General features: G+C 59.6%; 23 protein-coding genes. 15 read left to right on the top strand and 8 right to left on the bottom strand.

The window, feature by feature from the left end; translation table 11 throughout:
* Nucleotides 1-18 precede the first annotated feature (18 nt).
* The 4 genes from rarD (at nucleotide 19) to RMQ97_RS01545 (ending at nucleotide 2,892) form a co-directional block, all read left to right on the top strand.
* Complete coding sequence (gene rarD / locus RMQ97_RS01530; RefSeq protein ID WP_413659060.1) at nucleotides 19-924, top strand: EamA family transporter RarD; 906 nt, start codon at nucleotides 19-21, stop codon at nucleotides 922-924.
* Nucleotides 925-1,021: 97 nt separating this feature from the next.
* Nucleotides 1,022-1,984, top strand: coding sequence for an alpha/beta fold hydrolase (locus tag RMQ97_RS01535; RefSeq protein ID WP_413659061.1), 963 nt, complete (start codon nucleotides 1,022-1,024; stop codon nucleotides 1,982-1,984).
* A gap of 79 nt (nucleotides 1,985-2,063) precedes the next feature.
* Nucleotides 2,064-2,441, top strand: a complete 378-nt coding sequence (locus RMQ97_RS01540) for a DUF4870 family protein (RefSeq protein WP_413659062.1) — start codon at nucleotides 2,064-2,066, stop codon at nucleotides 2,439-2,441.
* Nucleotides 2,442-2,499: 58 nt separating this feature from the next.
* Nucleotides 2,500-2,892, top strand: coding sequence for a VOC family protein (locus RMQ97_RS01545; protein ID WP_413659063.1), 393 nt, complete (start codon nucleotides 2,500-2,502; stop codon nucleotides 2,890-2,892).
* Between the two features lies 1 nt (nucleotide 2,893).
* On the opposite strand, the gene RMQ97_RS01550 is transcribed toward RMQ97_RS01545, so the two are convergent.
* Together RMQ97_RS01550 and RMQ97_RS01555 are read right to left on the bottom strand one after the other, a co-directional pair.
* On the bottom strand, nucleotides 2,894-4,033 hold the full coding sequence (locus RMQ97_RS01550; RefSeq protein WP_413659064.1) for a serine hydrolase domain-containing protein: 1,140 nt from the start codon (nucleotides 4,031-4,033) through the stop codon (nucleotides 2,894-2,896).
* Between the two features lie 54 nt (nucleotides 4,034-4,087).
* Complete coding sequence (locus RMQ97_RS01555) at nucleotides 4,088-4,936, bottom strand: PfkB family carbohydrate kinase (protein WP_413659065.1); 849 nt, start codon at nucleotides 4,934-4,936, stop codon at nucleotides 4,088-4,090.
* Nucleotides 4,937-4,983: 47 nt separating this feature from the next.
* Here RMQ97_RS01555 and RMQ97_RS01560 point away from each other — a divergent pair, with 47 nt between their 5' ends.
* Nucleotides 4,984-5,832 carry an HpcH/HpaI aldolase/citrate lyase family protein gene (locus RMQ97_RS01560; RefSeq protein WP_413659066.1) on the top strand — a complete coding sequence of 283 codons (849 nt, stop codon included), beginning with the start codon at nucleotides 4,984-4,986 and terminating at the stop codon, nucleotides 5,830-5,832.
* A gap of 78 nt (nucleotides 5,833-5,910) precedes the next feature.
* Complete coding sequence (arsC, locus tag RMQ97_RS01565) at nucleotides 5,911-6,264, top strand: arsenate reductase (glutaredoxin) (RefSeq protein ID WP_413659067.1); 354 nt, start codon at nucleotides 5,911-5,913, stop codon at nucleotides 6,262-6,264.
* A gap of 73 nt (nucleotides 6,265-6,337) precedes the next feature.
* On the opposite strand, the gene RMQ97_RS01570 is transcribed toward arsC, so the two are convergent.
* Nucleotides 6,338-8,095 carry a DUF885 domain-containing protein gene (locus tag RMQ97_RS01570; protein ID WP_413659068.1) on the bottom strand — a complete coding sequence of 586 codons (1,758 nt, stop codon included), beginning with the start codon at nucleotides 8,093-8,095 and terminating at the stop codon, nucleotides 6,338-6,340.
* Nucleotides 8,096-8,213: 118 nt separating this feature from the next.
* Nucleotides 8,214-9,095, bottom strand: a complete 882-nt coding sequence (locus tag RMQ97_RS01575) for an SDR family oxidoreductase (RefSeq protein WP_413659069.1) — start codon at nucleotides 9,093-9,095, stop codon at nucleotides 8,214-8,216.
* Nucleotides 9,096-9,364: 269 nt separating this feature from the next.
* Here RMQ97_RS01575 and sdhC point away from each other — a divergent pair, with 269 nt between their 5' ends.
* From sdhC to creD, 5 genes are all read left to right on the top strand, one after another.
* Nucleotides 9,365-9,757, top strand: coding sequence for a succinate dehydrogenase, cytochrome b556 subunit (gene sdhC, locus RMQ97_RS01580; RefSeq protein WP_413659070.1), 393 nt, complete (start codon nucleotides 9,365-9,367; stop codon nucleotides 9,755-9,757).
* A 3-nt stretch (nucleotides 9,758-9,760) separates the two neighbouring features.
* Nucleotides 9,761-10,138, top strand: a complete 378-nt coding sequence (gene sdhD, locus RMQ97_RS01585) for a succinate dehydrogenase, hydrophobic membrane anchor protein (RefSeq protein ID WP_413659071.1) — start codon at nucleotides 9,761-9,763, stop codon at nucleotides 10,136-10,138.
* A 10-nt stretch (nucleotides 10,139-10,148) separates the two neighbouring features.
* Complete coding sequence (gene sdhA / locus RMQ97_RS01590) at nucleotides 10,149-11,939, top strand: succinate dehydrogenase flavoprotein subunit (protein ID WP_413659072.1); 1,791 nt, start codon at nucleotides 10,149-10,151, stop codon at nucleotides 11,937-11,939.
* A gap of 11 nt (nucleotides 11,940-11,950) precedes the next feature.
* Nucleotides 11,951-12,730, top strand: a complete 780-nt coding sequence (locus tag RMQ97_RS01595) for a succinate dehydrogenase iron-sulfur subunit (protein WP_413659073.1) — start codon at nucleotides 11,951-11,953, stop codon at nucleotides 12,728-12,730.
* A 270-nt stretch (nucleotides 12,731-13,000) separates the two neighbouring features.
* Nucleotides 13,001-14,452 carry a cell envelope integrity protein CreD gene (gene creD / locus RMQ97_RS01600; protein WP_413659074.1) on the top strand — a complete coding sequence of 484 codons (1,452 nt, stop codon included), beginning with the start codon at nucleotides 13,001-13,003 and terminating at the stop codon, nucleotides 14,450-14,452.
* 74 nt (nucleotides 14,453-14,526) lie between these two features.
* On the opposite strand, the gene RMQ97_RS01605 is transcribed toward creD, so the two are convergent.
* A complete protein-coding gene (locus RMQ97_RS01605) occupies nucleotides 14,527-14,778 on the bottom strand; it encodes a hypothetical protein (protein ID WP_413659075.1) in 252 nt (83 codons plus the stop codon).
* A gap of 475 nt (nucleotides 14,779-15,253) precedes the next feature.
* On the opposite strand from RMQ97_RS01605, the gene RMQ97_RS01610 reads away from it, so the two are divergent.
* Entirely contained in the window at nucleotides 15,254-16,279 is a 1,026-nt protein-coding gene (locus RMQ97_RS01610) for a hypothetical protein (protein WP_413659076.1), read from the top strand.
* Here the strand turns inward: RMQ97_RS01610 and RMQ97_RS01615 are convergent.
* Nucleotides 16,276-17,121 carry a 1-acyl-sn-glycerol-3-phosphate acyltransferase gene (locus RMQ97_RS01615; protein WP_413659077.1) on the bottom strand — a complete coding sequence of 282 codons (846 nt, stop codon included), beginning with the start codon at nucleotides 17,119-17,121 and terminating at the stop codon, nucleotides 16,276-16,278. The genes RMQ97_RS01610 and RMQ97_RS01615 overlap by 4 nt on opposite strands.
* A gap of 181 nt (nucleotides 17,122-17,302) precedes the next feature.
* On the opposite strand from RMQ97_RS01615, the gene RMQ97_RS01620 reads away from it, so the two are divergent.
* Nucleotides 17,303-17,647, top strand: coding sequence for an ArsR/SmtB family transcription factor (locus tag RMQ97_RS01620; RefSeq protein ID WP_413659078.1), 345 nt, complete (start codon nucleotides 17,303-17,305; stop codon nucleotides 17,645-17,647).
* Nucleotides 17,648-17,680: 33 nt separating this feature from the next.
* Entirely contained in the window at nucleotides 17,681-18,175 is a 495-nt protein-coding gene (locus RMQ97_RS01625; protein ID WP_413659079.1) for an arsenate reductase ArsC, read from the top strand.
* A 26-nt stretch (nucleotides 18,176-18,201) separates the two neighbouring features.
* On the opposite strand, the gene RMQ97_RS01630 is transcribed toward RMQ97_RS01625, so the two are convergent.
* Nucleotides 18,202-18,954 carry a hypothetical protein gene (locus tag RMQ97_RS01630; RefSeq protein WP_413659080.1) on the bottom strand — a complete coding sequence of 251 codons (753 nt, stop codon included), beginning with the start codon at nucleotides 18,952-18,954 and terminating at the stop codon, nucleotides 18,202-18,204.
* Nucleotides 18,955-19,080: 126 nt separating this feature from the next.
* Complete coding sequence (locus RMQ97_RS01635) at nucleotides 19,081-22,539, bottom strand: autotransporter domain-containing protein (protein WP_413659081.1); 3,459 nt, start codon at nucleotides 22,537-22,539, stop codon at nucleotides 19,081-19,083.
* 389 nt (nucleotides 22,540-22,928) lie between these two features.
* On the opposite strand from RMQ97_RS01635, the gene RMQ97_RS01640 reads away from it, so the two are divergent.
* Nucleotides 22,929-24,428: a CoA-acylating methylmalonate-semialdehyde dehydrogenase gene (locus RMQ97_RS01640; protein WP_413659082.1), complete on the top strand. Its 1,500-nt coding sequence runs from the start codon at nucleotides 22,929-22,931 to the stop codon at nucleotides 24,426-24,428.
* The last annotated feature ends 56 nt before the right edge of the window (nucleotides 24,429-24,484 follow it).

The following is a 24,484-nucleotide window of genomic DNA, read 5'->3' on the forward strand; positions in this document are numbered from 1 at the left end:
TTCGCCGGAGCGCGCCCCATGTCCTCGCTAACAGCCTCAAACAATGCCGATATCCAGCGTGCCACATTGATTGGTATGTCGGCCTATCTGCTGTGGGGCATTTCTCCGCTCTATTTCCAGCTGGTCGGATTTGCCAGTGCGGCAGAGATCATCATGCACCGGGTGATCTGGGCGGTGATCTTGCTGGGCGCCATCCTGGCCTATGCCGGCAAGGTGAATGATGTCTGGGCGGTGCTGCGTGACCGCAAATCCCTGCTGGTCCTGGTGCTGACCGCCGGTCTGATCTCGATCAACTGGTGGGGTTTTGTGTTTGCGGTCAATAATGGCCAGGTTCTGCAGGCTTCGCTGGGATACTATATCAACCCCCTCATGAGCGTCGCGGTCGGTGTTGTGGTCTTGCGTGAACCACTTGGCCCCTGGCGGATTGCCGCGATCAGCCTGGCAGCGCTGGGGGTTCTGGTTCTGATCATTGCCGGTGGAACCCTGCCGTGGATCTCGCTCCTTCTGGCGATCAGTTTCACGGCCTATGGATATTTGCGCAAAGTGGTCGCGGTGGATGGCCGGGTCGGATTGTTCTGGGAAACGCTGTTTGTGCTGCCCTTTGCGATCGGCGGATTGATCTGGCTGGAAACCAGCGGGCAGGGACATTTTTTCACCAGCCTGTCTTCCGCCATTCTCCTGGCTGCGGGCGGTATGGTCACAATCATTCCCCTGCTTTTTTACATTATCGCGGCACGCGGCCTTCGACTGTCCACCATGGGTCTGTTGCAGTTCACCGCACCCAGCCTGCAATTCCTGATCGGCGTTTTGGGAGGCGAGGTCTTCACGACAGCGCATCTGGTGACCTTCATCCTTATCTGGGCCGGGGTGGGATGTTTCACGTGGAGCCAGATCCGTCGCGACCGCCAGGCCCAGACCGAATAACGCCCTTGGTTGCAATGCGATGAGGCTTGACCCCTCGTCCAGACCAGTGTCCGCTGGACACCAAACCGGCCCAGACCGGTGCAAGTTGAGGATGGTCATGACGCATTTCCCTGCCGCACATCGTATTCAAACCAATGGGGTTGAACTCTCCGTCCACCTTGCCGGGCCGGAAGACGGGCAAGCCCTGCTGCTGGTCCATGGCTGGCCGGAATTGGCTTACAGCTGGAAGAACCAGATCGCGCCTTTGGTAGAGGCCGGATATAGGCTCATCATTCCGGACCTGCGCGGGTTTGGGGCCTCGGAGGGGTTGGACCGGGCCGAGGATTACTCGATCGACATGATGGTCGCTGATCTGACGGGCCTGCTGGATGCGCTGGGGCATGAGACAGCAGTGTTTGTCGGGCATGACTGGGGCGGGATCATCGTCTGGCATGCGGCCATGCTGGCCGCCGCGCGCGTGGCCGGCGTGATCGGTGTGAATACGCCGCATCTGCCCCGCGGTTCACAGCCGCCGCTCGACAGTTTTCACGAGATTGGCGGCGATGATCACTATATCCTGCGTTTCCAGGACAAGGGTTATGCGGAAACCATCTTTTCCGGTCGTGAGGATGCGTTTTTCGAATTCATGTTCGGTTCTCCGCCCGAGCCCGGAGACGTAGAGAACCTCTATCCCGACATCACCCATATTCCGCGCCTGTTCGAAAGCTTTTCTGGCCGACCGGAGGACCGGATTGTGGTGCCCAAGGCGGATCGCGATGTTTACGCCGAGGCGTATCGCCAGTCCGGCTTTGCGGGAGGGATTAATCTCTATCGTAATTTCAACGCCAATTGGGAACGTATGGGCGGCGTCGACCATCGTCTCGCAATGCCCTGCTGCATGATCACGGCAGAGCGCGATTTCATGCTGCCCCCCAAACTGGCGGGCTGGATGCCGGCCCTGTGCCGGGATGTCGAGTTCAATTCGCTCGATTGCGGGCATTGGACGATGTGGGAAGAACCCGATCAGCTGAATGCCATTTTGCTGGACTGGCTCGGGCGCCGGTTTCCCGCCGGAAAATAGGACGGCGTCCTGACTCCCGGTTGCGTTGAGCGGGCGAACCTCGTATGGCGAAAGCCAGATTCAACGTCAGGAGGCAGGCATGACGGATTCTCAGCAAACGCCGGATAGTGGCATCCAGGTTTCGTTCAACCCGCAGGACAAGGGCCAGGCGAATCTTGTCTATATCCTTTACCTCGTGGGCCTTCTGGTCGGCCTGACTGGTATTATCGGCGTAATCATGGCTTACGTCGCCAAGGACCAGGCCGATCCGGTTCTCAAATCGCACTACGATCACCAGATCGCGATTTTCTGGAAAGGCTTTGCCTATTTGGTGGTTGGAACCATTCTGTCTTTTGTTTTGATCGGCATTTTTGTCCTTCTTTGGTGGGCCATCTGGATGATCATCAATGTGGTGCGCGGAATGCAGACCCTGTCACGCGGTGAGCCGATGGCCAAATCCGCAGGCTGGGGCCTCTAGAGACAGGCACCAAATCAGAGCATCAAGACGGGCCGGTCACGGGATCGGCCCGTTTTTCATGGAGCGTATTTTGAAACTCTTCCAGATAACGCTTGTTGTGCCGGACTATGACACAGCGATTGCTTTCTATCGCGACCGGATGGGGTTTGAACTGGTCGAAGACACGGATCTGGGACAGGGAAAGCGATGGGTGGTGGTCCGGCCGGGGGCAGCGGGTGCTGATATCCTGCTGGCCCGGGCTGTCAGCGACCCGCAGATCCGCTCCATCGGCAATCAAACGGGTGGGCGTGTGGCGTTCTTTCTGGAGAGCGATGATTTTGCCGCCGATCACGCCCGTTTGACCGCAGCAGGTGTCACGTTTCTCGAAGCGCCGCGGCACGAAAGCTATGGTTCGGTCGTGGTGTTTGAAGATCCCTTTGGCAATAAATGGGATCTGATACAGCGCGCCTGATCTAGAGACAGGTATAGGCCGTTTCGATCAGGCGGACCGGTCGGGGGTCTCCGGCGAGGAAATGCTGCTGGCGGTTCATCACATAGGCACCGGACAGGCCGGTTTCCGGATCGGCAAAGGCGCATGATCCGCCCCAGCCGGAATGACCGACAGTCTGATCGCCCGGACCATAAAAATGCGTGGTGGTATTGCGCATCACGCCCGCACCCCAGGACAGGTTGAACGGCAGCACCTTGTCATCCCCGCAGATACGTTCCTTGACCAACTGACCCAAGGTCACGGACCGGATGAAGCGGCGACCCTCCAGGCGTCCGTCGTCGGCATACACCGTCATCAGGCGAGCCAGGGCCTTGGCCGTGGCATGACCATTGGCAGCGGGGAATTCGGCCGAGCGCCATTCCGCAGCGCCCCGACGGCCCGGCGATGACCAGGGTTTCATGAAGGCGATCTCGCGAAAGGCATTCATATTGCCCAGTGCAGGCAATTGGCGCGGCATGGCATGCTCGCCGGTCCGGGCGTGTTCGCTTTCGGGCAGCCCGACATGAAAATCAATGTCCTCGGGACCGCAAATATCTTCTCGGAGAATGGCGCCAATGGACCGGCCGTCCGTGCGCCGTGCGAGGGCATCGGCAATGAAACCCACTGTGATGGGGTGATAACCTGACCCATCGCCCAGCGGCCAGAGCGGAGCCTGTCGTGCCAGTTTGTCTTCGATCAGGGCCGCATTGAACCAGTCCCCGGCATCCATCTTTTCGACCAGTCCGGACAGGCCGGCCTGGTGCGAGAGTGCTTGGGCAACCGTGACATCGGATTTTCCGCCTGCAGCGAATTCCGGCCAGTAATCCGCGACGGGGGCGTCGTAGTCGAGGAGGCCGCGATCCACCAGCTTGCCCAGAGTCAATGCCATGACGGCCTTGCCTGTGGAATAGACCGGGATCAGCGTATCGGCCTGCCAGGCTTGGGTTTTCTTGCGGTCTGACCAGCCACCGATCAGATCGACAACCACCTCTCCATTGCGAAGCAGGCAAAAGCCGGCACCGATCTCGTCGTGATCGGTCCAGTTGGCACGGAAGGCCTCGGCCACCGGTTCGAAACCGGGAGCGACATGGCCGCTGAAATTTGGTGTGTGCGTACTCGACATGGTTCATCTGCTAGCCTGTTCCGGGCGGGCCGATCAAGCCATGAAACCGGCCGGTCAGACCGGCTCGGCGACAAGGGTGATATCGGGTTCTCGCAGCAGATTCTGGGCGGCCACGATGGGAAGTTCCGGTGAGGACCATTCCTGCGCCTTGCGCACCAGGGCGAACACAGCCGAACAGGCGTGTTCCAAGGCTTGGCGTGCGTCAGCTCCCCGTAAAAGCGCCCCTGTGAAACAGGCGGTGAGCGCGTCTCCCGTGCCGTTGGGCACTTTGGGCAGGCGATCATGCTTGACCAGCCAGGCCTCGTTTTCATCGGCGAATAGCGTACCGATCTGGCCTTCACACGGTAGGGAGGACACCAGAACCGGTTTTTCAATGGCCCGGGCAGCGCGCAGGATGGAGGCCTGGTCTGTCAGGGGGCGACCGGTGATATGTCCCAGTTCAAACAGGTTGGGCGTGATCATGTCGGCCCGGCTGATGAGCTGATCCTTGATGGCGGCCGCAACGGGTTTGGGGACATAAAGACCGTGAGGTGAATCGCCCATGATGGGGTCGACGATCAGGATGGCGCGGTCCCAGTGGGCCCTGTTGACGGCCGGGCGCGGGGTGGCGCGTACCGCGTCCATGGCTTCGGCGGCGGCAAAGACCTGACCGACTTCGGCAAAATATCCGGTCAGGACAATATCCGTCAGGGCATAGAGATTTTGTTCCGAAATGCCGCGCAAAACAGCACGCACCTGGTCGTCATCCACCGGCCCGCCTCCCGGCTCGCCCCAGCCCGGATGGCGTCCATAGAGCACGGTTGGAACCAGCATGGAGTCCGAGCCCAGCACCTGCAGGATCCGGCTGCTCGCCTGTCCGCCGACACATGATGCGGCAACATGGCTGGAAAGGATGAGGCTCATTGGCATATCATGATCCTAACCGAAAGTGAGAAGGACAAAACCCCCTCATGCGCCAGATGATCCGCTCTGCCCTCTTTGTACCGGCCATTAAACCCCGGGCCGTGGAGAAGGCCGCCCATTTGGGGGCGGACATGCTGGTACTGGATCTGGAAGACAGTGTGGGCCCGGGCGAGAAATCGGATGCTCGGGCTCATATTGCGCCGAGCCTGAAGGCCTGGGAGGCGAGCGGCGCCATTCGGTGTGTGCGGGTCAACGGGCTGGAGACGGAGTGGGGGCCTGCTGATATGCGCGTCGCGGCTGAGGCGGATGCGGTGCTCTTGCCCAAGGTCAGTTCAGTGGGAGATCTGCATGATGCGCGCGCAGCGTTGAATGCTCACGGACGCTCCACACCGATCTGGGCGATGATCGAAACGCCGCTGGGTGTGGTCAATGTCAATTCGATCGCGGGCTCATCCGGAACCGGCCTGGCGGGTTTGATGGCTGGCACCAATGACCTGGCCAAGGAATTACGGTGCGCGTCGGACATGGAGCGTGTCGCTCTGGTGCCCCATCTTGCATCCATGGTCGCTGCGGCCCGGGCCCATGGTCTGTACGTGCTGGATGGAGTGTTCAATCAATTCCATGATGAGGCCGGATTGCGCGATGAGGCGCGTCAGGGCCGGGCGTTGGGGTTTGATGGCAAGAGCTTGATTCACCCCTCACAGATTGAAAGCACGCACCAGATTTTTGGTCCCTCTCCCGATGATCTGGAGAAGGCTGCGCGTATCGTGGCCGCTTTCGCCGATCCCGAAAATGCCGGCAAGGGGGTCATCGCTTTGGACGGTGACATGGTGGAGCGATTGCACCTGGAAGCGGCGCGACAATTGCTCTCCACGGCCGGGCACAATGATGCGTGAATGACGCCAACGCAGATGCGGGGGTTGCCATTGAGCGTCAAGCTTCGTTTTATCCCGTCCCTTCAAAGGACTTCAAACATGACCGAAAAGACCATTATCTGGCACAATCCACGTTGCTCCAAATCCCGTGAAACCCTGGCTCTGCTGGAGTCGCGCGGTGATGCACTCGAGATTCGCGAATACATCGACACGCCCCCCGGCGTTGACGAGCTGAAATCGGTGATGGCGATGCTGGGCTTCCAGTCTGCGCATGAATGGCTGCGCAAGACAGAACCGGTCTATCGCGAGCTGGGCCTGAAGGCGATCGAAGATGAAGCCGTTCTTCTGGACGCCATGTCGAAAAACCCCAAACTGATCGAACGCCCTGTGGTGATCCATGGCGGCAAGGCGATGATCGGACGTCCGCCGGAACAGGTCCTCGAACTGTTCTAGCTGCACGATGATCGCAGAAAAAAGGCCTGCCCGCATGAGCGGACAGGCCTTTTCTGTGTGTGAGCACGGGTGATTACTGCGCGGCCTGTTCGTCAATCCAGGCCAGCATTTTGGCTTCCAGAGCCGAGAGCGGCATCGCCCCGTCATCCAGCAATCGGTCGTGGAAGGCGCGGATGTCGAAATCATCGCCCAACCGGGCTTCGGCCTGGGCCCGCAGATCCCGCATCAGGAGTTCACCGGTCTTGTAGGCCAGGGCCTGACCGGGCCACGAGATATAGCGCAGGACTTCTGTTCTCACATTGTGCGGCGCAAGGGCGGAGTTTTCCAAGAGGCAGGCTTCGGCGTCTTCCTGGCTCCAGCCCATGTAATGCATGCCGGTGTCCACGACGAGGCGGCAGGCTCGCCACATCTCATAGGTCAGCTTGCCAAATCGCTCATACGGGGTGGTGTACAGGCCCATATCCTCGGCCAGGGTCTCGGTGTAGAGGCCCCATCCCTCACCAAAGGCGGTGATATAGGTCTGACGGCGGAAATCCGGCACACCTTCCAGTTCCTGGGCGATCGCGCCCTGGTGATGGTGTCCGGGCACGGCCTCGTGAACGCTGAGTGCCGGCAGGGTGTAAAGCGGGCGCTGATCCAGGGCATAGGTGTTGACCATGTATCCGCCCGCAATGCCGCGTTCCAGATTTCCAGGCCAGTAGCGACCGGTCGTGTAGGTTGGCGCCAGGCTCGCTGGAACCGGTCGCACACCATAAGAGAGCCGCGGCAAATGCCCGAAAAAGCGTGGCATGGCATCATCAGCCCGTTTGGAGATCCAGGCTGCATGCATCAGCAATTCTTCTTCGGTCTCGGCGTAGAATTGCGGATCGGTACGCAGGAAATGCAGGAAATCGGCGAATGTACCTTCGAATTCGACCTCTTCGATGATGGCTTCCATCTCTGCGCGAATGCGGGCGACTTCGGCAAGGCCGCGGGCGTGAACCTCCTCCGGGGAGGTGTCGAGCGTGGTGTGGTAGCGCACCAGCGATTGATAATACTCGCGTCCCCCCGGTACCTCGGAAATGCCCACGCTGTCACGCGATGCAGGGTAGTATTCGTCCCGCAGGAAACGGGCCAGTTCGACATAGGCCGGCAGGACATGTTCGCGAATGGCGGTTTCTGTCTCCGCTCTCAGGCGATCGGTTTCGGCGGTGTCGGTTGACGCCGGCAGGCTGTTGAGCGGGGTCGTCAGGAGCTCGATCAGTGCAGCCTCGTCCGTCAGGCTGTCGACCTGGGCCAGAACCGCATCCACTACGACGCGGGGCGAGGTGAAACCGTCCTCCATACCGTCCCGCATCCAGTTCTGATGGGCCTGGAAGAAGGCGGGCAGCGCTTCCAGCCGATCAATCCAGGCCTCCGCTTCTTCCACATTGCGCGGACGGACCGAGGAGGCCGCGTAACCCGGAGACGAGAAAAAGCCGCTGTCATTGGTGAAGGGAATACGCTGGCTCTCATAGGGGTATTGTTCAACGCTGAAGCTCAACAGATAGTCCAGCACGGCATAGCTCACCCCGTCATTCTCATCGAGTGTCGCCGGATTAATGGCGTCCAGACGGGCCAGAAAGGCTTGATGGGCCTCCTGATTGGTCGCGTAGCGCTGCGCCGACACGTCCTGCCATTGGCGAAGAGCATCCAAGTCTCCGGCCCGCGCGCGAGCGCTCGGATTGTTTTCGGTCCGGAAGGCTTCGTAGTCGGCGATCAGGTCCGCAAAGGTGTTGTCCTGTGCATGGGACGCGCTTGTGGCCAGCCAGGTCGACGCCAGAAGGGCGCCGGTCAGCAAAAGTGTGCGCATGGATATCTCCCCAGTTATCCGCGTATTGGATCCACTGTGTGCGTCCGACCCCGGTGACGCAAGTGCTGCGATGCAAGTCCAGGGGCGCAAGTGCTGTGAGGCGACTGCCTGAAGCGGGCTATTCTGGTGTGTCCAGGTCTTCCGGGCGCAGGCCAATGCGTCTGGCGACGATGTTGTCGACCATGCGTGCCGGCAAAAGCTTGGGCAGGGTCCAGTTGGAGAAACGCTGGGGGACAAGTGCGTAGCGAAAACGCGGGCGGCTTTGAGTCAGGCTCTTGTGGACACGCTTCGCGATGACGTCCGGTGCCAGCCCGGCGGGACCATTGCGGGTCATGTAGTCTCGAATGGCCATCAAGGGTTTGTAGTAGGGTGTGTGTTCATAGGCGCTCGGATCCACCTCCTCGGCCTTCGCCCAGATCGGGGTGGCGACGGCGCCCGGCCCGAGAACCACAACCTGGATTCCGAACAGCATCAGCTCCCGGCGCAGCGATTTGGTCAGGCCTTCAACGGCGTGTTTCGACGCCGAATAGGGTCCGAGGAAGGGGGCGCCCATCTCACCGGCCATGGATGACATCATCACAATCCGGCCGGGTTTGCCGATGCGGTTACTGTCCCGGCCCAGAAAGGGCGCGAAGAGCTGAGTGGTGCGCACGACCCCGGTGACGTTGACGGCCATTTGCCACTCAAATTCATCGATGGGAATGTCGGTCATCGGACCGGAGACGGCGATGCCCGCATTATTCACAAGCCCGCCCAGTGTATTTTCGCCTAACGCTTTTCCGACCTGCTCGGCGGCGGCCGTCATGCCGGCCGCATCGGTAACGTCCATTACGAGGGGCGTCACGGCCGCGCCCAGCTCCTCGGTCAGACGATCCGCGTCGGCCTGTTTGCGAATACCGGCAAAGACATGCCAGCCCATCCGGGCCAGATAAGTCGCACAGGCATGGCCGATACCGGTGGATGCGCCGGTGATGACAACAGTGGGGCTGGGTTTGGACATGGCTCTCTCCGGGTCTGGCCCCACAAACTAGGGGATTGTCCCGCGAAGACCAGCGAGCGCGGCCAGGGAACGCAACTTTAGTCGGATGCGGACGGTCAGTTTTTAAGAGCCCTTCGCAAAAACTCCAAAAATGGCGGGAAGTTGTCAGCGGGGAGTAGGTTCTGTCGTTGACCCTGACACTTACCCGCCTATTGTGCAGCGCGACACTTTATCTTTGGTGCTTTGCTGTCTGCACCAATCCACATCCCAAGACTATTGAAAGGCTGCCCATGGCTTCCGACTGGTCTGATCCTCGCCCGCTTTCGCCGCACCTGCAGGTCTGGCGCTGGCATGCGACAATGGCGTCCTCCATCCTTCACCGTGTTACCGGCATGGCCCTCACCTTCGGTGCAGCGGCTCTTGCGATCTGGCTTGTTCTGCTCGCCTTTGGCGCAGAAGACGCGGTCGCCTTCCTCTTCGAGGGCTGGATGGCTTGGGTCACGCGCTTCGGTCTCATCGCCCTGACCTGGGCGGTCAGCTATCACTGGCTCAATGGTTTGCGCCACCTGATGTGGGATGCGGGCAAGGGCTTTGATCCCAAGGGCTCCAATCTGCGGTCCATCCTGATCATGATCGGTGCCGTCATCCCGACGGCGGCCCTGTGGCTGAGCATCGGAGGCTGAACCATGAGCGATTTTCGTACACCGACCTCTCGTGTGCGTGGCCTGGGCGCGTCCGGCCATGGTGTGGGGCATTTCATCTCCCAGCGCGTCTCCGCGATTGCGCTTTTCTTTGTGATTCCGCCATTTGTGTGGACGCTGGCCACGTCGGGTGCGCCCGATGGGGATGCCATGCGCGCCTATCTGGCCACTCCGGTCGGCGCCATCCTGACCCTGCTTGTCCTGACTGCGGCCTTCTATCACATGCGTCTGGGTGTCCAGGTGGTCATTGAGGACTACATCCAAAAACACGGCATGAAGACATTCCTGCTTCTGCTGAACACGCTGCTGACTGCGGGCCTGTGGCTCGCCGCGGTCTTCAGCCTTGTCAAAATCGCGCTTTAGGACGGATCACATGGCCGAATATGAATGGATCGATCACACGTTTGATGTCGTGGTTGTCGGTGCTGGCGGTTCCGGTCTGCGGGCCGCGCTGGGCGCCTCCCAGGCCGGTCTGAAGACCGCTTGTATCACCAAGGTTTTCCCGACCCGCTCCCACACCGTGGCGGCCCAAGGCGGAATTTCCGCCTCGCTGGGCAATATGGGCGAGGATGACTGGCGCTGGCATATGTTCGACACCGTTAAGGGGTCTGACTGGTTGGGTGACCAGGATGCAATCGAATATTTGTGCCGCAATGCCCCGGCCGCCGTGTACGAGCTGGAGCACTGGGGTGTGCCCTTCTCCCGGACGGAAGAAGGCAAGATCTATCAGCGTGCTTTTGGCGGCATGACCAAGAATTTCGGAGAAGGCGGCCCGGTGCAGCGCACCTGTGCGGCGGCCGACCGTACGGGTCACGCGATCCTGCACACGCTGTATGGTCAGTCGGTTCGCAATGAGACCGAATTTTTCATCGAATATTTCGCGCTCGACCTCATCATGGATGATGACGGCACGTGTCGCGGTATCACGGCATGGAAGCTGGATGATGGCACGCTGCACCGCTTCCGGGCGCAGACGGTCATCCTGGCGACCGGCGGTTATGGCCGCGCCTATTTCTCCGCCACCTCGGCACACACCTGCACCGGTGATGGCAATGCCATGGTGTTGCGGGCCGGTCTGCCGCTTCAGGACATGGAATTCGTGCAATTCCACCCGACGGGCATTTATGGCGCAGGTGTGCTCATCACCGAAGGCGCACGAGGCGAAGGCGGTTATCTGACCAATTCGGAAGGCGAGCGCTTTATGGAGCGTTATGCCCCGTCGGCAAAAGACCTGGCCTCACGTGACGTGGTCTCTCGGTCGATGACGATGGAAATCCGCGAGGGCCGGGGCGTCGGTCCGAACAAGGATCACATCTTCCTGCACCTCGATCACCTGGATCCGGCCATCCTGGCGGAACGCCTGCCGGGCATTTCCGAGAGTGCGAAAGTCTTTGCCGGAGTCGATGTGACCAAGGAGCCGATCCCGGTTCTGCCGACTGTTCACTATAATATGGGCGGGATCCCGACCAATTATCACGGTGAAGTCGTGACCAAGGTGGGTGATGATGCCGACACGGTGGTGCCGGGCCTGATGGCCGTCGGCGAAGCCGCCTGTGTCTCGGTTCACGGCGCCAATCGTCTCGGCTCCAACTCGTTGATTGACCTTGTGGTGTTTGGCCGGGCTGCCGGTCTGCGCGTGGGTGACACCGTGACCGCGGGCGCGACCCAGAAGGAGCTGAGTGCCAGCGATGGTGAGCAGAGCCTGGCGCGCCTTGACCGCTATCGTCATGCCAAGGGCGGCACGCCGACAGCGAAACTCCGTCTGGAAATGCAGCGCGCCATGCAGAATAACTGCGCCGTCTTCCGAACGGGTGAGGTGATGCAAGAGGGCGTTGACGCCATCAAACAGGTCTATGCGGGCATGCCGGACATTTCGGTGTCCGACCGCACCATGTCCTGGAATTCGGATCTCATGGAAACGCTGGAGCTGGACAATCTGGTCAGCCAGGCGGCCGTCACCGTGAATGGCGCGGTGGCTCGTGAAGAAAGCCGCGGTGCTCATGCCCGCGAAGACTTCACGGAACGGGACGATGAAAACTGGATGAAGCACACCCTGGCCTGGTGTGATGAAGCCGGAAACGTGAAACTCGATTACCGGGGCGTGCATACCTACACCATGTCCAACGAGATCGAGTACATCAAACCGAAAGCTCGGGTTTACTAAGGGATAGCGAAATGGTTCAGCTCACACTCCCCAAAGGCTCGCAGCCTAAAAAAGGCAAGGCCTGGCCCAAGCCGGACGGTGCCAAGAAAACACGGTCGTTCAAGATCTACCGCTATGATCCGGAAAGCGGAGAGCAGCCGCGTTGGGACACATACCAGGTCGATATGGATGATTGTGGCCCGATGGTTCTCGATGCCCTCCTGTGGATCAAGAACAATGTCGATAGCTCGCTGGCTTTCCGCCGGTCCTGCCGTGAAGGCGTGTGCGGCTCCTGTTCGATGAATATCGGCGGTCGCAACACCATCGCCTGTACGTCGGGTATTGATGACTACAAGGGGACGATCGCGGTTTCGCCGCTTCCGCACCAGCCGGTCGTGAAAGATCTGATTCCGGATCTGACGCAGTTCTACGCCCAGCATGCGGCGGTGAAGCCCTATCTCAAGACGGACACTCCGGCTCCGGAGAAAGAGTGGAAACAGTCTCCCGAGCAACGCGAAAAGCTCGACGGTCTGTATGAGTGCATCATGTGTGCCTCCTGCTCCACCGCTTGCCCGTCCTATTGGTGGAATGGCGACAAATATATGGGCCCGGCCGCCTTGCTACAGGCCTATCGCTGGTTGGCAGATACGCGAGATGAGGCGACGGGCGAGCGTCTGGACGATCTCAATGATCCGTTCAAACTCTATCGCTGTCATACCATCATGAATTGCGCGCAGGTCTGTCCGAAGGGGCTGAACCCGGCTGAGGCGATTGGCGAGATCAAGCAGATGCTGGTCGAACGCGAAACCTGATCTCTCTGGTTCACACGTTTCAGATCAACCCCGTCAGCCCGGCTGGCGGGGTTTTTCTTTGGGGCGAGAATGCCCTGATCTGGCCCTGTTGCCTCCGCAAAGTCTTGCGACACCCGCGTTCGGCAATCTGCAAAACACGGTAAGGTTCGGCTTTGTTTGAGCTTTTTCTTCGAGATCGAGTAAATAAAATTCACTGTATTTACAAAGACTTGTCTGTGTGCACACTGCGGATTGAGTAGACTTGTATGTGTCTCGAAGAGGAGTGAGGCGATGACACAGTCAACAACAGGTGTGGGGGCTGCGCCGGGGCGCAAGGCCAGCCGATCCCTGGGGCTGAAAATTCTCCTGGTAGGGCTGATCGTTGTGGTTCTGGCCATTCCGCTGGCGTTTGTGAACATGCTGGCGTGGGAGCGCGCGAACCGGGCCAATGAGGCCCTTGTGGAGGTCGGGGCCGCCTATGGCGGGCCACAGGTTGTGCGTGGTCCCTTCCTGACCATTCCCTACCGGGTGACGGAAATCGTCGAGATCAATCGCGGTGACGAAACCATTGAGGAAACCCGGATACGCACCGAGACGGTCGTCTTCTCCGCGGCGGAACTGGATTATCAGGTCGATCAGACCGTCGAGCTATTGCAACGGGCGATCTATGACATTCCGGTCTATGAGGCGGATATCGCGATGCGCGGCCGGTTCAGCCGGTTTGACGTGGCGCAATTCATGCCGGCCGGCGCAGAAATCCTCTGGGATGAAGCCGAGCTGGTGATGGCCGTCAGTGATCTGCGCGGCATCGATACAGATGTTGGCTTCACCATTCTCGGTCAGGACCAGGTGCCGGTTTTCGAGCCGGGCACACCGTTTGACGTGACCAATAACGATATCCGCTTCACTAGGAGTATTCCGTCCTGGCGGGGTGTTCGTGCGCCTGTGACCGGTGTGACCGAGGACTCCGAGTTCGATTTCGAAGCGCGGTTCACGCTCTCCGGTGCAGCCTATTTGCAGCTTGTCGCCTCCGGACGGGAAACCACGGCCACGATCCGGTCCAACTGGCCTCATCCCGGATTTGATGGTCAGTATCTGCCTGATGATCGCGAGATTTCATCAGAGGGCTTCACGGCCAGCTGGAGCGTGCCCTATCTGGCGCGGGGTGTGCCGGCGTCCTGGCAGGAAGGCCGTTATTCCATTCGAACGGCCGACACGGCCCAGTTCACGGTCAATCTGGCGACCCCGACTGATGGCTATCGCCGTGTCAGCCGCGCACTGAAATACGCCATCTTCTTCATTGGCTTTTTGATGCTGATGTATTTCCTGCTGGAAACCACTTCAAAGAAGCGCATCCATGCGGCGCAATACATTCTGATCGGCCTGGCACAGATCGTCTTCTATCTCCTGCTTTTGGCCCTGTCGGAGCATTCGAGTATCAACCAGGCCTTCGCCATAGCCGCGGGTGCCACGATTACGTTGACCAGTCTCTATTCCATTGCGGTGTTCGGTGGATTTGGACGCGGTGCGCTCACCTTCCTGGTGCTCAGCCTCGTCTATATCATGCAGTATGTTCTGCTCTTGCTGGAGGATTATGCCTTGCTGATCGGGGCCGGTCTGTCCTTCACGGCGCTGGCAATCACCATGTATGTGACCCGCCGGATCGATTGGTATGACACGATGAATAACCCGGTCAGCGCGGATATTCCCGCCGTCGCCCCGCCGGCTCAGCCCAAGGGCTAGCCGAACCGGGTCTGACGTCTGTCACCCGATATGAGAAAGCCCCGGCCATTGGCCGGGGCTTTTTGCTGGGTGCGTTAGCGCAAAATGATGCGCGAGAGCACGAAGCTCGTGACGCCCGTTGTGACGGAATAGATGGAAGACGATGTGTTGAGACCCAAGATCGGGGTGAGTTCACCCAGAGATTGAGCCAAATCGAGCGCGGTTACGGTTTCCACAAGCAGGGGGGCGCTCAGTTTGAAAATCCAGATCAATGATGTCAGCACGACAACTCCAACACCGCTTTTTTTACGGGGTGGCGGGCAGTTTTGAGACTCGGTCATCGTCATGGTCGGCTCCCTTTTCTGACCGTTTCGATGCCATCTTAATAGCCAGATTTTGCCGTGATTGACACAATTCAATATCGGTAAGAATTTGATCTTCAAAGATAAATTAGAGGGTAGCTATAGCGGGGCCAACCAGCTGGGTAGTCTTCTGGCTCAACCGGTAACGGGGAGTTCTTTTCAGGGGTGATCGCCCCTTGCCGGTCCGGCCCGCTCCTGGTTGATGCTACAAGCGCTCCTTGTTTGATTTGTTGTTCCGGGTATTGGGGAAGCAAGGCCTTGGGCAAAATCTAGGCAAAAACCCCCCAAAACCCCACGAAAGTATCCAAAAATACCGAAAATACCTATTAACCCTAGGCTGTAATCCTCTAGCCTGGAACAGTAGTATCAAGGTGAAATCTGCGAGGGGTCGCATTCATTTCGGTTATTTGTGTCGAACCATTCGGTTGGGCGCAATAATCGGGCGAGTAGGAGGGAAAGCATGCGTGATGGTGCCCATACGCCCTTGGGTGGCGAGGAAGACATCGATAGCAAGGAGACGCTTGCCCGTCTTTTCGACGCGCGCTTGACGGATAATCCGAGTTGGCTGGAAGCCCTCAAGAACCATCGGGGATTCCGGATCCCCGGATTTGCAGAGCGTCATGGTCAGCTCTATTCTGCTGTGCAGAAACAAGATCCCACGCTCAACCTTGAACAGGTTTTCCTGGATGAGGCGTCGCGTATTTCCGCAGTGCTGGGAACCCGATCAAGTTTGGGGCTGAAGGCTGGCGCCTTTGGTGCATCGCAATATCACAATGCCATCAACAATGATGGCGGTTTGCGTCTCGACAAGGCCGTCGTCACGATCCTGACGTTTAACAATCTTGCTCGACCCTTGCTGTCGTCTGAGCTGCTTTTCTCCTGGCACTCGATTGTGGCCTGCGTCTTTCTCTTTGAACGTGACCTGGGGGGTCTGATCCGGACAGCCGCCAGAGACTTCATGACCCATCATGCCATGCCGTCGGGCGAGCGTGAAATAGAGAAACGGGATAATCTGGAACGCGCGGTGTCCGAAGTTGTCAGCCGGATCGCTTGGGCGGCTCATCAGGATTCCAAAGTGATTATGGACCTGGCCGGGCTGAGCCCGGCCGACGGTGAGTCAAAGAAGGGCAATAAAAAGCGGAGCACCGCATCCTATCCGACATGGAGAGCCATTTACAAAGCGCTGATCCAGTATCCCAGTGTGGCACTGGAGTTTCCGGATCCAAAAGTGCGCTACATCCGGCCGCGTCGTGCTGCGGATTCGAATATCGAAGCCGTCGAGAACGAAACACTGGTCGAACTGCGTCCGATTGAGCGCCCGCCGTTCAACTGGACGGAAAATGATGACCCCGTCTGGGCTCACCCACCCAATATTCCCACGAATTTTGATCCGTTCGGACCTAAACCGGACACGCGTCTGACAGACCGGGACGAGGTCGAGGCCTCAGGTGTAGCGGGCGGAGGACCGGACGACGCGACGGATTAGCGTGTCCAAGCCATGCGTTCGCAGATGTCTCGGACCATTTCGGTGATCTCGGCATCTGTGGCCCCCTGGGCGGCAACGTCGATAGGCTTGCCAAAATCGAGTTGATAGCGTGCCTTTGCCTTGCCCATCAGACCGTGGAAAATAGTCATGTCCTTGAGCTCTTCATTGATCTGCGCGAGCACGTAGTACAGAATTGGCATGCGCTGGCGGACGGCCATGGGGATCAGCGGCACACCAAATTTTCGGGCCAGACTCACACCGGTCGGGGCCCAGGGGCGTTCGGCCAGTCGCCAGTGTTTCCAGCTCCATTCCGACATGCGTCCGGAGGGGAAGATCACCACGCATTTTCCGGCCTTGAACTCGGCAAATGTGCGTTTGAGCACATCACGGCTTTGCTGGCGTGAGCGCTCCTGATCGCGCCACTCCACCGGAATAATGCGTTCTTCCAGACCAGGGCAGACTTTCAACGCGTCGCGGTTGGCAAAAAACACCATGTCCGGGCGTTTGGCCTTGAGCGCATCCCACAGGGCCAGGCCGTCGGCAATGCCGCCAGGATGATTGGCGATAATCACGCAGGCCCCGGTTTCGGGAATGTGATCGAGACCGGATGTGTGGACGTTCAGGTCCAGAAAGCTAGCGGCCCAGTCAAAGCACTGTGTACCGGTCATGGGGGAGATGGTGTCGGCCATCGCGACCGCCCGGTTATAGCCCAGCAGGGGATAGCCCAACGTCTTCACCAGCGGCCATAAGGGCGTGTGGATGAGCTTGGGGGCCCGGTCTTCGATCAGCTCGTCGACAATATGCTGGGCCGGCTGAACCGGCAGGGATTCGATATGAGTCATGACGCTAAAAACACCGGGAGCTTAGCCTTCGACAAGTTGTTTTGCATGACGCAGCTGCGAGATCGGTACCGATAATTGCAGCGCTTCTGTGCTGCTCCTGCGAATAACTGCGCCGCATGCGTCGCAAAAATGTAACCCGTCTGTCATCAGATAGTTCGAAAGCCCTCGTAGTGACACGCGCATGACTGATCGTGACGCACTCGCGGGCTTTGCAGCCCTGTCCCATCCGGTTCGGCTGATGCTGTTCCGTGAATTGGCTTCTTGCGCACCGCAAGGTGTTCCAGCCGGCCAGTTGGCCGAGCGTTTTGATGTGCCGCCGTCCACAATGACCGGCCATCTGCAATCGCTTGAACGCGCCGGCCTGTTGAGCTCTGAACGTCGCTCGCGCTCCATCCTGTACGCGTTGAACATGACCGGTGCCCGCTCGCTGGTTGACTATCTCGTCCATGATTGTTGTGCTGGCCGCTCCGACATCTGTGGTCCGGCGGGTTCGGTTGAGCCGCTGGCCATGCAGGAAGCCTCCTAGTCTCCTCGGCTCCTGATAAACTGGAGATTTGCTGTGAGCACGCCCACAGTCCTGTTTCTGTGTACAGGCAATTCGGCTCGATCCATTCTGGCTGAAAGCCTGCTGAATACCCTGGGTGCCGGACGGTTTAGCGCTGTGTCCGCAGGATCCTTTCCCAAGGGGCAGGTCCATCCAGCGGCGCTCGCTCTGCTCGAGCGCAAGGGGCATGACCTGACCGGTTTGCGGTCCAAGAGCTGGGATGAATTCGGAACGGGACCGGACGCTGCGCCGATCGATTACATCTTCACGGTATGTGACGCTGCGGCGGCAGAAACCTGCCCGGTCTGGCCCGGACGACCTTCATCCGCCCATTGGGGTATTCCCGACCCCGCGGCGGTCGAACCGGCCGGCCCGGAACAGGACGCGGCATTTGAAACGGCCTACGTCCAGATGGAGCGTCGTATTCGCGCTTTTCTCGCTTTGTTTGACGGCGAGACACCGGCCGATCTGACGGCCGAACTCAAGGCGATCGGCCAGATCCGCGATTAAAACCATCCCTGTCGGGTCGGGCCCGGTCAGGTCGCGTCCAGTCGGTTATCTTCAGTCAAGCCCGTGCGACCTCCCCTGCGCTCGCTAGGCCCGCCGCGGCCTCGGGCCCCAGGGCCGCCGCGTTGTGATCCGGGTTGCGCCATCAGGGGCTGGCAATGCGACGGCGCAGACCCCTGGGCCAAGGGCTCGAACTGAAAGGCGTCGGCGCGCGCTTGCACCTCGGACTTCTGGGTATCGTCAAGCATCGTTTCGATCTCGCGCTCCATACTTGCATCCAGGCGATCCAACCCCATCAGGATCTCTCGGCGGTTGGAGCGATAGACGCGAGCCCAAAAGGCCGCTTCGAGGTGTGCAGCCGGTGTTCCGAAAGCCCAATAGGCCATTGCAAGCTCGGACTGTGCGGCGGGCCAGCCTGCCTGCGCAGCCCGGGTGAGCCGGTCGAGACCTTCTGTCTTGTATTCATCCTGAAGGAGAGGCGGGGTTGCTTCATCGTCTGCCAGGGCCAGGGCGCTGACACCGGCCAGATATTCTGCGATCTCGTAGCCGCGTCCCAGGCTGGCATAGCAACGCAGGACGGGGAGCGCATCTCGATATCGTCCCTGCTCCACCATCACGCTGGCGCGGGTGAAGGGGTCACTTGTGCCCCGACCAGGTCTGTCGTCATGAGGGGACCCGTCTCGCATCATCTGCCCGCCGGCGCGGTGTGGGGTATCTGCACCGGAGGTACAGGCCGACAGGGAGATAACGGCAAGCGAGACGAGTAAGGGGACACGTTTCATTCAGACAAATATCCTGTCGTGGCACAAGTGACATACGTACTACGGCCAGCTTCGGACAATCCGTCGAAAAAAGAAAAACCCCCGGCCGAGGCGGCCGGGGGTTGATCAGGTCAAAATGAGATCTGACTAGAACGGCATCTGGTAGTTCACCGTGAAGACTTCCGCCTCGAGGAATTCACGATCGTAATCCACCTCATAAGAGGCAGAGACTTCGGCGCCCCAGGGCAGTTCCGTAGACACGCTGGCAGCAACTTCCTGCCAGCTTGTACCGACGTCCAGACCGGTTTCGAAGCCGACCGTTGCGGCTGTCCCATTCACAAGTGACAACCGATAGGCTTCCCGATCATCGCCAAACTCCTTCGCGCCGCCGACATAGAGGCCGGCAGTGAAAGAGTCGCCGACCCAGCTGAGCACACCGCCACCACGGCCAACCGTGGAATAGGTCGAGCGTTCCTGGATCGTGCCATTACCCAATCCCGGGGTGAGCGGCGCGGCGTCGTAATCGATCTGCCAGGACGAAATGCTAGCCATGGGTACAAAGCGCCAGCCGGTTTCACCGCGACGATTATCCCACTGCACGTGAGCGCTGATGCCGGTGCTGTCGGCGTCATGATCCGACGCAATGGTCGTTGCCACATTGCCCAATGTCGCGGTGCGCGTGCCATTGTGCTCGTGTTGCGCCGCATTGATGTTGATCGTTGCCAGGAGACCACTGCGGGTATAGCTGGCAAAGGCGTTGACCTGGGTGGTGGTGACGCTGGAGCTGGAATTGCCCAGGGCGCTTCCTGCTTCGGTATCACCGTCGGCCCAGCCAAAGGCGGCACCGATCCGCAGGGAATCTGTCACCGCATAATCACCACCCAACAGGGCGAATTCGCCGTCCAGATCGCTCTGCGCCATGTTGGCAAAGGTCAGGGTTTCGCCCGAGATGACACCGGCGGAGCCAAAGGCGCGGAACCCATATCCATTGCGTTCGTGATCACCGTGGCCATCGATGGCGCTGGACATGGCCGAAGCCGCCAGAACCGGCGATTGGCCAAACACACGTGCATTGCCGTTCAGGCTTTTGCCGCGTTGGGACAGAGAGGCCATGGCGATATCCGTGGAGCTCACGGACTGGTAGGTAGAGGAGCTGACGCCCAGCTGCTCGCTCAGAGCCGAAGACAGCGCGTCCAGTTGGCTGCGGACATTCCGGTCAAACTGAACCGCGTCATGCGGTGTCAGTGTGTCGAAGGCCGTTGTCAGATCATCGCCCTGCAGCAGATCGACAACGCCGTAGAGTGTCGCCAGGTCGGCATAGTAGTCGTCCCGGAAGGCGTCCAGTGCGGAACCCCAGGTCTCCTGAGCGCCGTTCGTGAAGGACGCCTGGCTGCTGAAGTCTGCAGCCATCAGCTCGATGGACAGGCTGCCATTCTCTTGGCTGAGGATCGGGGTCAGAACGCCCGGCAGATCCGTGATTGCGGCGAAATCACCGATCATCTCGCCGGACACTGTCAGGAAGGTGAAAGAGTCACCATAACGCGGGACATAACCACCGACCGGGTTGAGAGCCAGAAGGCCATCGATCGACGCGTCACCCAGAATGTTGAAGTGGTCGCTTCCACTTCCATCAAAATCGATGACCAGGCCACCGCCGAGAGTTTGAACGTAATCGCCCCACAGGGTCAGTTCACCCACTCCGCCGACTTCACCTGGGTTGACCGCACCGGCCACGTTCCAAAGAGCAGAGGTGTTGAGCAGGCCAGAGCCGGACAGCATGCCCTGGGCGAGCATGTATTCGCGGGCGTTGACGACACCATTGATCTCAACGTCACCGGCGAACTGGTTGAACGCGATCAGTGTGTTGAAGACATAGTTCTCGCCAACGACGAGAGCGGCATCGGTGTGGGAGATGGTGAAGCCATCCAGCTCCACATTCATATCCACCGTGGTGGTGCCGGCCCGGGACAGGTTTACGTCGTAGAAGCGGGCCGTGGTGCCGCTGGCCGCACCCTGGAAGGTTCCATAGGTACCAAAATCATTGTTTGGAACCCAACCTGCCGGCAGTTGGGCAATCAGATCGCTGGAGACGCCATTGAGCGCGGCCAGCGGATCCGAGACATTCACGTTACCCGTCTTGTTGAGCGAGTCTAAGACATTGACCTGAGCACCTGTGACAGCAGCATCTGGTGTGAAGCCCGGCAAAGTCGCCGTTCCAACCGCATTGGTCGCCGCCACGCCGGTAGAGGCCGTTGTGAATGTGTTGGCATCTGTGGCTGCAGAGCCTTCACCCTCTGTAGCCTGGCCACGCGCACGGATGTCGGACACTGTGGTGTCGAGGATTGTGCCCCAGGCCGGGTCCTGGGTGCCCAGAGCCCCGGTCAGATCGGTTGGCGCATCCGGATTGGTGCCGTTGACGGCATTGCCTTCAGCATCGAGGACATAATAGTTGGGGTCCAGATCCTGTTGCCAGTGGCTGGCATCCGACCAGTTGCCATCACCTTCGACGGCGCTGGCGTAAACCATCGGGTTCGAGTCAATGATCCAGTTCTGATAGAGGAAGAGGGGGTTGTAGTAGCTGACATCACCATATCCGCCGTTCGGGCTGGTGAAGCCCCAGCCACCGGACAGGACGCCAAGGATCAGGTTCTGCCCGCCGATATTGGCGAACATGGCCGATCCGGAATCACCCCCTGCAGTGCCGGTCTCGCCATCGGTCGCGCCACCACCGAACCAGTTGATGTTGTCCGTGCCCAGGAAGACGGAGCTATTGTCGAAGGTCACCAGGCCGGTATTGTCATTGCCGCCAAAGGCCGAGAAACACACATAGTCATTGTCGCCGGCGAACACGGCGCCCCGCGCACAATCCTCTTCGTCGCGGTCCGGGCGGTCGAAATCCATGTGATAGAGAAGCTGGCCGCCGCTTGGGCCGACCAGATTGCTCCACAGACCGGGACCATGGCCGAAGAGACCCGCCAGGAAATCATCCTGGGAGAATAGGCCATCGAGCATGTTGGTGCCCGCGCGGCGACGCCAGTCGATGTCACCGAAATCACCACCGCTTCCGGTACCGTGGCGGCCGTAGCCAACCGTTGAAACGGCCGTGGTTTCCGTGACCGGAGAGAACAGCATGCCATAGGTTGGCAGGCCGATCGCTGGCGTGTCCAAAGTCGCCATGGCCACATCGGCGCCCGGGAAGGGCAGGCCCTGATTGGTCACGGTCTGAACCTGGAGGACGTTATAGGCCAGCAGATCGGTATTGGTCTGGAATCCGCGGTTAAACCAGTCGACAATGCCCGGGAAGGCGTCTGGCGCAAAACTGAACACCATGCCCGTGCCGCCGAAATTCGAGCCATAGGCCTCATCCGGCAGATTGTCGACACAGTGTGCGGCGAAGATCACGGTGCGTGCATTAACCAGCTGACCCGTACACACAAAGCCGTTGGAGAACATCATGCCCACGCCGGCCCACTGATTATTGACGTCAAACGCACCATCCGGCCCAATATCATCCCGAACGGGCAGGGCGTTGGCTGCGCCTGCAGCGATCAGCGCAATGGCAGACGCGCTGGCGGCCATAAGGCCTTTCAGACCAAGTCGGCTCATTGTGTCCAAGTTTTGTTTTTTCATACTCAAAATCCCCTCTGAGTTTCCCCTGATGCCCGTCTGTAGGGCGACGGACAAAGCGTTTTTCGCCATATTCCAGATGACAGGGCGCGTCTGCCTCAATCATGGACACAAGGCTTGTTGGCGCAACAATCCAAGCGTGCATGAATGGGCGGCCGCCCCACATATCCTGCCGATAATTTGAAGCGGTATGAAACTACGGTCAAGGGATTGTGAGCGGCTTTGAGCGCGATAGCGATACCAAAGTGCGGTTGCGGCCCAGCCGCTGGTCTCGACACCGGTGAGGCGATGATCTACACGGGCTGAAAATTCCGGACCGTGTGGTTTGGCCGCACGAAAACACCACAATCCCCGGGGAGTAGGATTAAATGACTCGCGAAATCCATCATTTTATCGACGGACGGTCTTTCATTGGGACGGCTGAACGACAGGGCGATGTCTTCAACCCCAGCACGGGTGAGGTTCAAGCTCGCGTCGGTTTTGCCACGCCGGACGAAGTGGACCGCGCAGTCGCGGGAGCGCGGACGGGCCAAGCCGCCTGGGCTGCCATGAACCCGCAACGTCGCGCGCGCGTCCTGTTCAGGTTCAAGGACCTGGTCGAGCAGGAGATGGATAGCCTGGCCGCATTGCTCTCCTCGGAACATGGCAAGGTGATCGCAGATGCCAAGGGTGATCTGATCCGGGGCCTGGAGGTGATCGAATTTGCCTGCGGTGTGCCGCACCTCATGAAGGGTGAGTACACTGAGAGCGCCGGTAGCGGGATTGACGTGTATTCCATGCGTCAGCCGCTGGGTGTGGTTGCCGGTATTTCGCCGTTCAACTTCCCGGCCATGATCCCGATGTGGTTCATGGGCATGGCCATCGCCACGGGCAATGCCCTTGTGCTCAAACCCTCTGAACGCGATCCGTCCGTACCGGTTCGTCTGGCGGAATTGTGGATGGAAGCCGGTCTGCCGGAAGGCGTGCTGCAGGTGGTGCATGGTGACAAGGAAGCCGTCGATGCCCTCTTGCATCATGATGATATCAAGGCCGTGAGTTTTGTCGGCTCTTCCGACATCGCCCACTATATCGCGCGCACCTGTACCGAACAGGGCAAGCGCTTCCAGGCGATGGGGGGTGCGAAAAACCACGGCATCATCATGCCGGATGCCGACATGGACCAGGTCGTCAAGGATTTCCTGGGCGCCGCGTATGGTTCCGCCGGGGAGCGTTGCATGGCTCTGCCTGTCGCTGTGCCGGTCGGGGAAGACACGGCGGAAGAGTTTGTCACCCGCATCAAAGCGGAGGCCGAAAGTCTGCAGGTGGGTGTGTCGAACGACCCCAATGCTCATTATGGGCCTGTCGTCACATCGACGCATAAGGCGCGCATTGAAAGCTATATCCAGATGGGCGTGGATGAAGGCGCAGATCTTCTGCTGGACGGTCGCGGCTTTTCGCTTCAGGGACATGAAAACGGTTTCTTCATTGGTCCGACACTGTTCGACCGTGTGAAGCCGGAGATGAAATCCTACCAGGAAGAGATCTTCGGTCCGGTGCTCCAGGTGGTTCGCGCGTCAAACCTGGAAGAGGCGGCGGCCCTGCCCAGCCAACACCAGTACGGCAATGGGGTGGCGATCTTCACACGATCGGGCTTGGCGGCCCGTGAGTTTGCGGCCAAGGTCAATGTCGGCATGGTGGGGATCAATGTCCCGATCCCGGTACCGGTGGCCTATCACAGCTTTGGCGGCTGGAAGCGGTCCGCCTTCACGGACACCAATCAGTACGGCACGGAAGGCATCCGCTTCTTCACCAAGATCAAGACGGTGACCCAGCGCTGGCCGAGCGGCGATATCGGTGATCAGGCGTTTGTCATTCCGACGATGCAGTAATGGGTCGAGCATGACGTGAATCAGAAAGCCCCGGCCACAGGCCGGGGCTTTTTTGT

Origin of the sequence: Maricaulis sp. D1M11 (assembly GCF_047308265.1) — a bacterium.
Lineage (GTDB): Bacteria > Pseudomonadota > Alphaproteobacteria > Caulobacterales > Maricaulaceae > Maricaulis.

Excerpts from the sequence above, each read along its gene's own strand:
- RMQ97_RS01620 (WP_413659078.1), top strand. The coding sequence starts at position 17,303 with ATGACTGATCGTGACGCACTCGCGGGCTTTGCAGCCCTGTCCCATCCG.
- arsC (WP_413659067.1), top strand. The coding sequence starts at position 5,911 with ATGACCGAAAAGACCATTATCTGGCACAATCCACGTTGCTCCAAATCC.
- RMQ97_RS01605 (WP_413659075.1), bottom strand. The coding sequence starts at position 14,778 with ATGACGATGACCGAGTCTCAAAACTGCCCGCCACCCCGTAAAAAAAGC.
- RMQ97_RS01610 (WP_413659076.1), top strand. The coding sequence starts at position 15,254 with ATGCGTGATGGTGCCCATACGCCCTTGGGTGGCGAGGAAGACATCGAT.
- RMQ97_RS01615 (WP_413659077.1), bottom strand. The coding sequence starts at position 17,121 with ATGACTCATATCGAATCCCTGCCGGTTCAGCCGGCCCAGCATATTGTC.
- RMQ97_RS01560 (WP_413659066.1), top strand. The coding sequence starts at position 4,984 with ATGCGCCAGATGATCCGCTCTGCCCTCTTTGTACCGGCCATTAAACCC.
- RMQ97_RS01535 (WP_413659061.1), top strand. The coding sequence starts at position 1,022 with ATGACGCATTTCCCTGCCGCACATCGTATTCAAACCAATGGGGTTGAA.
- rarD (WP_413659060.1), top strand. The coding sequence starts at position 19 with ATGTCCTCGCTAACAGCCTCAAACAATGCCGATATCCAGCGTGCCACA.
- sdhA (WP_413659072.1), top strand. The coding sequence starts at position 10,149 with ATGGCCGAATATGAATGGATCGATCACACGTTTGATGTCGTGGTTGTC.
- RMQ97_RS01555 (WP_413659065.1), bottom strand. The coding sequence starts at position 4,936 with ATGAGCCTCATCCTTTCCAGCCATGTTGCCGCATCATGTGTCGGCGGA.
- RMQ97_RS01540 (WP_413659062.1), top strand. The coding sequence starts at position 2,064 with ATGACGGATTCTCAGCAAACGCCGGATAGTGGCATCCAGGTTTCGTTC.
- RMQ97_RS01640 (WP_413659082.1), top strand. The coding sequence starts at position 22,929 with ATGACTCGCGAAATCCATCATTTTATCGACGGACGGTCTTTCATTGGG.
- sdhC (WP_413659070.1), top strand. The coding sequence starts at position 9,365 with ATGGCTTCCGACTGGTCTGATCCTCGCCCGCTTTCGCCGCACCTGCAG.
- RMQ97_RS01630 (WP_413659080.1), bottom strand. The coding sequence starts at position 18,954 with ATGAAACGTGTCCCCTTACTCGTCTCGCTTGCCGTTATCTCCCTGTCG.
- RMQ97_RS01635 (WP_413659081.1), bottom strand. The coding sequence starts at position 22,539 with ATGAGCCGACTTGGTCTGAAAGGCCTTATGGCCGCCAGCGCGTCTGCC.
- RMQ97_RS01545 (WP_413659063.1), top strand. The coding sequence starts at position 2,500 with ATGGAGCGTATTTTGAAACTCTTCCAGATAACGCTTGTTGTGCCGGAC.
- RMQ97_RS01595 (WP_413659073.1), top strand. The coding sequence starts at position 11,951 with ATGGTTCAGCTCACACTCCCCAAAGGCTCGCAGCCTAAAAAAGGCAAG.
- RMQ97_RS01570 (WP_413659068.1), bottom strand. The coding sequence starts at position 8,095 with ATGCGCACACTTTTGCTGACCGGCGCCCTTCTGGCGTCGACCTGGCTG.
- creD (WP_413659074.1), top strand. The coding sequence starts at position 13,001 with ATGACACAGTCAACAACAGGTGTGGGGGCTGCGCCGGGGCGCAAGGCC.
- sdhD (WP_413659071.1), top strand. The coding sequence starts at position 9,761 with ATGAGCGATTTTCGTACACCGACCTCTCGTGTGCGTGGCCTGGGCGCG.
- RMQ97_RS01575 (WP_413659069.1), bottom strand. The coding sequence starts at position 9,095 with ATGTCCAAACCCAGCCCCACTGTTGTCATCACCGGCGCATCCACCGGT.
- RMQ97_RS01550 (WP_413659064.1), bottom strand. The coding sequence starts at position 4,033 with ATGTCGAGTACGCACACACCAAATTTCAGCGGCCATGTCGCTCCCGGT.